A 9,260-nucleotide genomic window follows, 5' to 3' on the forward strand; every position below is an offset into this window, starting at 1 on the left:
AAATGACTAATGTTGCATTTATAACTTGAATTCACGCATTAAAAAGTATGGATAAAAACATAACTTGGATAGGGGAGAGTAATTTGTCTATCGAACGCTGTAGCATTATTTCCAAGGAGAACAGTTTTCACATTAAAGGGGAGCTCGTTGGTAATAAAAACAATCAAGTTTACGGTGTAGAATATCAAATAGTAGTAGATGAACAATGGCAAACGCGTTTCTTTTCATTGAATACTCATATTGGTCATCGCAATAGTTTTACCATGGCGCATAAGATTAATGGAGTTTGGCAAATTGATGAGGTAGAGCATTTAGAATATAATGAGTGCATCGATATTGATATAGCGGTGACGCCATTCACCAATACGATTGCGATCAATCGCTTGAATCTAGCAGTAGGAGAGTCACTTGTTCAGACAGTGATGTATATTAATCCGATAGATGATCGTATATCTCCAATGTTGCAAGAGTATAAAAGACTATCGACTAATAGCTACTATTACAAGAACCTTGGAACAGAATATGAAGCTGTGATAGAAGTAGATGATACGGGACTAGTAAAGAATTACCCAGGACTGTTTACTTCAATATAACATTAACAAAAAAACATCTACTGTAGTAGATGTTTTTTTTGTTATTTATTCAATTGTTTTTTGTTTTTCTCTATAATTCGAAGGTCTTCAGATTGGTTTATTTTGTTTCCTTCTAAGTCGTACTTCGTATTGTTTTCAGGGGCACTTGTGTTTTTGTGTTTTTTCGATTTATACAGCGGAATGAAGTAAGTTATCGAGTAATTAAACCCAACTCCAATAGCTCCACTGTGTTTTTTGTTAAATCCAGGGATATATAGGTTTTCAAAACCATCTGGTTGTTTTTGAGCGATTAACCCATTTAAACGCAAACTAAAGCCCATAAATACATTATTGATTAGTTTGGCTTGCACACCTGTGACGAACTCTACCCAGTGTGCCGATAGTCCGTTGTATTTAGCATTTGGTCGTTGGATTGGACTAGGGAAATAAGGGTCTGTTGTATATACCTTATACCAATCTAAGTTTTGAGAGAAGGTGCTAAATCCATATCTAAAACCAACGTAAATAGCGTTTTCTTCATCTAACCAGTTATCATATACGTTATAGTTTCCCCCAATACGAATATAATTCCCCTTAGTGGTAAATCCATAGGTTTGGTTATTTCGCTCCATTTTATCAGTTCCCAATTCCGCTGCTGCCCACCAGTTTTTATTGATTCGATAGTCTCCGACAATTTCAAAGCCTTGATATGTCTTGTCATACATTCCACGTGTTAATTTGAATAGGTCAACTCCCACGCGTAATCCAAAGCGTTGTGGATAAGTATCTGGTGCTTTTTGTGTAGTCGAAGCTTTAGTTGCTTCTACATTCGTCTCAGTTTTTTGAGTTGTTTGTTTCTCTTTTGGGTCGTTATTTTCTTGTGCATATAGTGATAAAGCACCAAGGAGAATAACCCCCTTAATAGTAGATTGTAAAATGTGCTTGATCTTCATTGATTATTTCGTTTGTTTCTGTTATATATAGTTTTATCCAATTCCCTTGTTTATTATTGCGCTTTCCATTTAATAGTGGAGAGCTACCATCTTGATTTAAAGAGAACGTAGAGACATACCCACAAGCTTTATTTAGATAAGTGCTGTTTATTTTATAGGCATAGGTAAGCGTGTCTTTAATGGCTATGGTTTGCTCTTGCTCACGAACGGTTCTAGTAAGTACCCAGCTGGTTTCTTGTTGATCTAATCGCAATGGAAGAGACAGCTTATTTCCTATTGAAGTTATTTTTTGCTGTTCATAGCCTAAAGCATAGGCTTCTATCGTTTCACTTCTTGGTCTTTCTTGGTCTTCATAATCGAAAAACTCAATTAAGAAACTGGGTGTTGTTGGTTCTGTTTCAGCGCAGATATCGTCTTTTTCACAAGAAACAAAAGTGACTGTTCCTAGTAACAAGGCAATGCTGGCGTATATTATTTTTTTCATAGCGATTGATCGTATTCTATTTACCTGGTCAAAAATAAGAAAAACAAAGTTATTTGTATCAATAAAAAGCAATAGCTTATCGGAAAGCTTATTTCTAGGATATTCAATAGTCTTGGTATTAAATAAGGGCACTGCTGGATAAAAAAGTGTAAAAACTAAGACAAAAAGTGTAATTTAATGTTTTAGATTGCGTTTTATCCTATATTAATACACTTACAAATGACATTGAAAGGAGCTTACCTATTTCTACTTTTGTTTATTGGGCTGTCAGTAACGGCTCAGACTATTCGCCTGCCTTATAACGATAAGGGGGGATGGATGCTTGTTGACTTAAAAGTTAATAATACCCCCATGACTTTTTTGTTTGACACGGGTTGGGACGGATTGGCGATTCGAGGGAGTTTATTGGATCGATTCCATAAGGCTGGTGCTATTGATGTGGTAGATGCCAATAATATAGCTCAGCAGGTAGAGCTTATTCACGTGGATAGTATGAAGGTGGGCAGTTATACCTTTCGGGATATTCCCTTTACGGATTTAGAGAAGTTTCCCATGTTGTCAGACCCTATTTTTGATTGTTATAATATCGCAGGCATTCTGGGTAATGTGATTTATCAGGATAAGATCTTAGAGATAGATCCAGTCAAACAAGAGATTATTTTACAAGATTTCAACCCAGAGCTTGTTGATCGGCTATTAGCAGGAGGGTTTACAGAGGTTAAAAATAGCAATAGGAGTTATACTCCTCGCATGGTTATCCCCATGAAGGTTAATGAGCTGGAACGCTATTTCTTATTGGATACAGGAGATAATAGTTATCTGAGTATGAGTGTAGATCCGCAAGTGCTTCAAACTTTAGAGCCAGCCCAAACACATAAATACCTCACTACAGGGAGTGTTAGTGCCTTTGGTCTAAATGAGTCTTTGAATTATACTTTAGTCTCTAGTGGTAATACTATTAAAGTAGGTAAGCAGTATTTTGACAATCAAGAGATAACCTTCTCTCTAGGGGAGAATGCTAATCAAATAGGTGTAGAGTTCATCAAGCAATACCATTTGGTGTATTTTCCGGATAAAGCAACACTGTTTATGAAAAAAGTAAAGCAGAGTACGGTAATCTCTACACTCGAAAAAGTGGGTTATGGCATTGCTTATGTGGAAGGACAATACAGAATAGCGGCCATAGGAGAGAAGAATAGACAAGTTCGGCTTGGAGATATTGTGCTAGCACTTGATGGCATACCGATGGATAAGCTGTGCAACTATCGAAAGTATATTCAAGCTAAGTCAACTCCTCCCGTATTAACGGTTAGTAGAGATGAAAAGCAATTGACTATTAGCCCCAATGGAAAATAGCAGTGAAGCTTATTGAGCATAAAAAAACGCCTGTATTGTCAACTGAACAATAACAGGCGTTTTTGGATATTAAAGTTGCTTAAAATTCGTAAGTATAACTTAGGGTAAAGGTGCGTCCTCTACCATTGTATTGAAATAGTTCAGGAAGACCATACCCAGCGTATAGTGTTTCGGCACGTTTACTCCAGATCGTTTGGTAGTCAGTATTTAGCAGGTTTTGTACCCCTAGGCTAAGGTGTCCGACAGGTAGTTTGTATCCGATCATTAAGTCTGCTACATTATAGGCTTTGAGGGTTTGACTATCCTGATCGGTCAGTTTGATACTTTGGGTAGATTGAAGGCGGAAGTTGAAGTCTTTCAATGTATATCCTACATATCCTACTACTTTTGACGGGCTAGCACTGGTGATCTCTTGTTTTTCCCATGTACCGTTATTTCTAACTTCCGAACGTAGAATCATGGTATTGGCTCCGAGGTAGAAATTGTTTTTTGTATAAGATACTTCTGCCTCGATCCCCATATTTCTCAAGCGTTGATCTAATACTAGTACTTGGTAATTTTTTCGGTCGATCTTTAAAGTTTTGTTTGAATTACTGATAAAACCTGAGATTTGCCCTTTGAAGCCATTGTTTGTTTTAAAGCGATATCCCAATTCGAATTGGTTTGTCTTTAATCCAGTTAATGGGTGGTCGTTTACATTCAAGCTACTTTGTAGGTCCCAGTTTTGGGTTTGCTCATTGAGTGCATAGCTTCCATAACCGTAGTATTTTGCTGGATCAGCCAAGTTTACTCCTTGAGAGAATGTACCCCAAAGCTGTTGATCTGTACTAATTTTGTAGAGTATCCCAGCATTGGCTGTGGTAGTGTCATAATGACTTTTTCCACCAGGTATGACATCTGCTGTTTTTCCATAGCCCATGTGTATTTGCGTACTTTGTACCGAACCGACAATGTCATCAATCTCAATGGCTGATTTTTGATAGCGAATACCAGCCGATAGTTGCAGTTGAGCAGTGATATCGTATTCTGCTTGCAAATATCCAGCGAAGGTAAAAGTCTTATTTGTAGGGTAGCGGTCGATGGTAAAAGCTGTTTTGTTTACCAATCCACCAGAGGCTAGTGAGGTCTCATGGTCAAAGACATTTTGTACTCCGTTGAATTTTTCAAAGTCTAAATCAATACCATAAGTTAGCTTTAAAAAGTCAAAATTCTTGGATAATACCGTCTTTAAACCAGTATAATTTGTGTTTTGCTGTGAAGCAGACATATAGGTTAGCTTTCCTTGAGGTAGTGTTACATTCCCAGGAAATGGGTGAAAGCCTAGTTTTTCTGTACGATGAGCGAGCTGTACATAGATATCTTGCCCACCTAGTATATTGTTCCCGTTATAGCTAAGGGTAGTCATAAATCGGTCTGTACGAGGCTTCTGATCAGTTTCAAACCCATCTCTCATACTGATCTGGCTTTTGTCCTTTGCAGTAAAGGCTCCTAAGTTTTCACCTAGGTAAGCACTGCGATCACCTTGAAAACTAGAACTATAATATTGTACTAGTGCGCTAATCTTGTGATTGTCATTGAAGGCATAAGAAGCATTACCGATTAAGTCTAAGGTACGATTGTATTGTAAGTCAGTTTGAGAAATATCCGCCATGACTTGATCTTTGTTTGCATCATAGGCGGCTCCGTTGTCTTGAAAGGCAGCCGAAATTCTCGAGGCAAATTTATCGCTTTTGTAGCTTAGGGATTGGGCTATTTTTAGGTCTCTATCTCGACTTCCAGATAGTCCACTGCGAGTTGATAGTTCTGACTCTCCACTCCATCCGTAGTTCTTTGCGCGTTTGGTGACGATATTAATGATCCCTCCTGTAGCATTTCCTCCATAGATAGAGCTTGCTCCTGAAAGTACTTCTACACGTTGAATATTGAACGGGTCTATGGCATCTAATTGACGACTAATCCCACGTAAACTATTCATCGATACTCCATCGATCATCACAAGCATAGAACGACCGCGAATATTCTGTCCATAGTTTGAGCGACCTTGGTTTCCAATATCAAGTCCTGGTACGACGATAGCTAGTAGTTCTTTTAAGGGAACACCGTTTTTAGCTTGTTGCTGAATTTGTTTTTCTGGGATTACCCATACGGTTCCGGGTATATCTGATATTTTGGTAGGTTTGCGCTGAGCGATGATGACAATGTCCTCTAGGGGGGTGTCAATGGTATCTAATGCAGGGGCTAGCTGCACTGTATTGCTCTGTTGGGCGAATGCGTTTAACGATAAAAATAATCCTAATACGAGTGTTTTATTTGTTTTCATGGATTAAAAATTTTGGCAAATATAACATAAAAACTATTCTTATTAAGATTTGTTCTAATTTAATAATAAGGATTAGTACAAAAAAAAGCATGCTCTAATTGAGCATGCTTGATATGATTAAGCTTGAAAGCGCATTATTTTAATTCTAATAAAACGACGTTTTCAACGTGATGAGTCTGAGGGAACATATCCACTGGACGTACTTTGATTACTTTGTATTTTACATCCATTAGGGCTAAGTCTCTTGCTTGTGTTGCTGAGTTACAGCTTACATATACTACGCGTTTTGGTGCGATTTTAAGGATCATATCTACTACGTCTTTGTGCATTCCATCGCGAGGAGGGTCAGTGATGATGACATCTGGTTGCCCATGTGTAGCAATGAACTCATCGTTAAAGACATTTTTCATATCTCCTACGAAGAAATCACAGTTAGTGATATTGTTGCGTTGTGCATTGATTTTAGCATCTTCAATAGCTTCAGGTACAGCCTCTACACCAATTACTTTCTTTGCCTGTTTAGAAACGAATTGAGCAATCGTTCCAGTACCTGTATAAAGGTCATATATCAATTCATTTCCAGTCAATCCAGCATATTCTCTAGTTATTTTGTATAACTCGTATGCTTGTGCTGAGTTGGTCTGATAGAATGATTTAGCGTTAATACTAAATTTCAGTCCTTCCATTTCTTCTAAGATATAGTCGCGGCCCTTGTATAAGACTACGTCTTGATCATAGATGGTATCATTTGCTTTGCCATTGATTACATATTGAAGAGAAGTAATCATTGGGAAGCGCTCTGCTAAGAAGTCTAATAGTAATTCGCGTTCTTCTTTGTTGTCATAGAAGAACTGAATCATCACCATGATTTCACCAGTAGAAGCTGTTCGAATCATTAATGTACGCAATAGCCCTTCATGTTCTCTAGGATTGAAGAAGCTCAGTTTATTTTCGTTTGCGAAACGTCTGATTTCATTTCTTATCTCATTAGAAGGGTCTTGTTGTAAGTGACACTTCTTAATATCTAAGATTTTGTCCCACATTTTTGGAATGTGAAATCCTAGGGCATTTTCTTTGCCCATTTCTTCTCCACTGCTGATTTCTTCAGGAGTTAACCAGCGTGCATTCGAAAATGAAAATTCCATCTTGTTGCGGTAAAACAACGTCTCTTCCGAACCTAAAATAGGCTCAAATTCAGGTAATTCAATTTTACCAATGCGTTTTAGGTTGTTGAATACTTCTTGATTTTTGTAGAAAAGTTGTTGGCTATATTTCATGTTTTGCCATTTACAACCACCACAAGCTCCAAAGTGTTGACATACGGGCTCTATTCTATGTTCAGAAAGTTTGTGGATTGTCGTTGCACGCCCTTCATAGTATGCTTTACGCTTTTTGAAGGTCTGAACATCTACCACATCTCCCGGAACTACATTAGGAATAAAGATTACTTTCCCATCTGGAGCTTTAGCTACCGAAACGCCTTTTGCACCTGCATCAAGGACTTCTACGTTTTCGAATACGATTCTTTCTGTTTTTTTTCTTGCCATGGCGCAAAAATAGGTTAAAAATTAATTGAAAGTTGTATTTTTAAGGTAATTGAGTGTATAATTGTAGTCTTGTATATAGTTGGTTATTAATGAGATAGGTGGTTTATTGGGTTATTTGTAATGACTCTAATTTATTTTGAGTCAAAAAATGGAAATTATTAACCCTAAAGTCCATCTATGAAATGAAAAAGAGGTCAAAAAGAGACGAGTATTTAGCAGTCCACTTTGATAGGTATAGATCATTTGGGGAGATGCTTGAGGTATACGTGCAGTTTTCTTGCACTTTTGTTGCCAAGAAGAGCCTTCTGGGCTACTATACCTCAAGTATTGTGCACGCATTCCCAAGGAATCGGCACGCGTGGGCAACAAAAAAGGGTATTGTCATGTGGAAATTAAAAGATAGTACATGAGGAGTAATATAGTGAATAAAAAAAACTATCGGATATTCCTAAAAATTGACAAGGCGTAAAGCTTTGATACTTCAGAGGTTTAGCGAGGGACTTACTAAGTAATGGAGTAACGCTATAAGGGAGAAAAAACGTAACTGTTAGGGTCAGAGGATAGTTAGCCTTTAGGGAGGAAACAGATCAGTAAATAACCTTAAAGTTTGGTCGATAATGCAAAGGGAAATTACATAAAAATAGTTATCTTGCAAACAGATTAAATACATTAGAAACAATAAAACAAGTAAATAATGTCACAAACAGTTACATCAGCTCAAGCGATCGAGTTAGAAAACAAATATGGAGCACACAATTACCACCCGCTACCAGTAGTATTAGCAAAAGGAGAGGGAGTATATGTATGGGACGTAGAAGGAAAAAAATACTATGATTTCTTGTCTGCCTATTCAGCGGTAAACCAAGGACACTGTCACCCAGTTATTGTTAAAGCAATTGCCGATCAAGCAGCTACATTAGCCTTGACTTCAAGAGCGTTTTACAACGATAAATTAGGTATTTACGAAGAGAAAATTACTAAACTTTTTGGTTTTGATAAAGTATTGCCGATGAACTCAGGGGCAGAGGCAGTAGAAACAGCGCTAAAATTATGTAGAAAATGGGCTTATGAGGTAAAGGGTATCGCTGAGAATCAAGCTAAAATCATCGTATGTGAGAATAACTTCCACGGAAGAACAACGACGATTATCTCTTTCTCAAATGATCCAGATGCTCGTAAAAACTACGGACCATATACAGACGGATTTATCCGTGTAGCTTATAACGATATAGACGCTTTAAAAGCGGCTATGGAAGCAAATAAAGGAAATATCGCAGGATTTTTAGTAGAGCCTATCCAAGGAGAAGCTGGTGTATATGTACCAGATGCTGGATACTTGACTGCTGCTAAGGAACTATGTAAGCAAAACAATGCATTATTTATCGCAGATGAGGTACAAACAGGTATTGCACGTACTGGAAAAATGCTAGCGATCGACCACGAGAATATCAAAGCTGATATCTTAGTGTTGGGAAAAGCACTCTCTGGAGGAGCGTATCCAATCTCTGCGGTATTAGCAAATGACGAGGTGATGAATGTAATCAAACCAGGACAGCACGGATCTACTTTCGGAGGTAACCCAACAGCTGCTGCTGTAGCTATGGCTGCACTTGATGTGGTTTTGGACGAAAAATTGGCAGATAATGCTGAGAAATTAGGTCAATTATTCAGAGCTGAATTAAACAAATACATTGCCAATAGTAATATATGTACGTTAGTTCGTGGAAAAGGATTGCTTAATGCAATTATCATCAACGATACAGAAGAAAGCGATACGGCATGGAATATCTGTTTAAAATTGAGAGACAACGGATTGTTAGCCAAACCAACTCATGGTAATATTATTCGTTTTGCACCGCCATTAGTGATGAATGAAGAGCAGTTGTTAGACTGTGTGCGTATTATCACTGAAACATTAAAAGAGTTCGAAAGATAAACATTTTTCATAGTTAATTTTTGAAAGCTCATGTCTGTATAGGCATGAGCTTTTCTTTTAGTGTGCCCAGCATGGGCAATAACTATAGGGTG

Annotated in this window: 7 protein-coding genes; 3 read left to right on the forward strand and 4 right to left on the reverse strand. The window is 37.6% G+C overall.

Annotation, left to right across the window (positions count from 1 at the left end; all coding sequences use genetic code 11):
• Positions 1-47 precede the first annotated feature (47 nt).
• Positions 48-593: a putative glycolipid-binding domain-containing protein gene (locus GJV77_RS14180; protein ID WP_155036986.1), complete on the forward strand. Its 546-nt coding sequence runs from the start codon at positions 48-50 to the stop codon at positions 591-593.
• Positions 594-634: 41 nt separating this feature from the next.
• On the opposite strand, the gene GJV77_RS14185 is transcribed toward GJV77_RS14180, so the two are convergent.
• A complete protein-coding gene (locus GJV77_RS14185; protein WP_155036987.1) occupies positions 635-1,525 on the reverse strand; it encodes a DUF6048 family protein in 891 nt (296 codons plus the stop codon).
• Positions 1,491-2,009: a DUF6452 family protein gene (locus GJV77_RS14190; RefSeq protein WP_155036988.1), complete on the reverse strand. Its 519-nt coding sequence runs from the start codon at positions 2,007-2,009 to the stop codon at positions 1,491-1,493. Before GJV77_RS14190 ends, GJV77_RS14185 begins: the two co-directional genes overlap by 35 nt.
• A 219-nt stretch (positions 2,010-2,228) precedes the next feature.
• Here GJV77_RS14190 and GJV77_RS14195 point away from each other — a divergent pair, with 219 nt between their 5' ends.
• A complete protein-coding gene (locus GJV77_RS14195) occupies positions 2,229-3,365 on the forward strand; it encodes an aspartyl protease family protein (protein ID WP_155036989.1) in 1,137 nt (378 codons plus the stop codon).
• Positions 3,366-3,444: 79 nt separating this feature from the next.
• On the opposite strand, the gene GJV77_RS14200 is transcribed toward GJV77_RS14195, so the two are convergent.
• Together GJV77_RS14200 and rlmD are read right to left on the reverse strand one after the other, a co-directional pair.
• Entirely contained in the window at positions 3,445-5,685 is a 2,241-nt protein-coding gene (locus GJV77_RS14200; protein WP_155036990.1) for a TonB-dependent receptor, read from the reverse strand.
• A gap of 134 nt (positions 5,686-5,819) precedes the next feature.
• Positions 5,820-7,232 (reverse strand): 23S rRNA (uracil(1939)-C(5))-methyltransferase RlmD, encoded by a 1,413-nt coding sequence (gene rlmD, locus GJV77_RS14205; protein ID WP_155036991.1) that lies wholly within the window; start codon positions 7,230-7,232, stop codon positions 5,820-5,822.
• 694 nt (positions 7,233-7,926) lie between these two features.
• On the opposite strand from rlmD, the gene rocD reads away from it, so the two are divergent.
• Positions 7,927-9,168, forward strand: coding sequence for an ornithine--oxo-acid transaminase (gene rocD, locus GJV77_RS14210; RefSeq protein WP_155036992.1), 1,242 nt, complete (start codon positions 7,927-7,929; stop codon positions 9,166-9,168).
• Positions 9,169-9,260 lie beyond the last annotated feature (92 nt).

Source organism: Myroides pelagicus (assembly GCF_009711055.1).
In the GTDB taxonomy this organism is placed as follows: domain Bacteria; phylum Bacteroidota; class Bacteroidia; order Flavobacteriales; family Flavobacteriaceae; genus Flavobacterium; species Flavobacterium pelagicum.

What these genes read in the sequence shown, in the direction of transcription:
- GJV77_RS14180 (WP_155036986.1), top strand. Translation starts at nt 48, where the DNA reads ATGGATAAAAACATAACTTGGATAGGGGAGAGTAATTTGTCTATCGAA.
- GJV77_RS14185 (WP_155036987.1), bottom strand. Translation starts at nt 1,525, where the DNA reads ATGAAGATCAAGCACATTTTACAATCTACTATTAAGGGGGTTATTCTC.
- GJV77_RS14190 (WP_155036988.1), bottom strand. Translation starts at nt 2,009, where the DNA reads ATGAAAAAAATAATATACGCCAGCATTGCCTTGTTACTAGGAACAGTC.
- GJV77_RS14195 (WP_155036989.1), top strand. Translation starts at nt 2,229, where the DNA reads ATGACATTGAAAGGAGCTTACCTATTTCTACTTTTGTTTATTGGGCTG.
- GJV77_RS14200 (WP_155036990.1), bottom strand. Translation starts at nt 5,685, where the DNA reads ATGAAAACAAATAAAACACTCGTATTAGGATTATTTTTATCGTTAAAC.
- rlmD (WP_155036991.1), bottom strand. Translation starts at nt 7,232, where the DNA reads ATGGCAAGAAAAAAAACAGAAAGAATCGTATTCGAAAACGTAGAAGTC.
- rocD (WP_155036992.1), top strand. Translation starts at nt 7,927, where the DNA reads ATGTCACAAACAGTTACATCAGCTCAAGCGATCGAGTTAGAAAACAAA.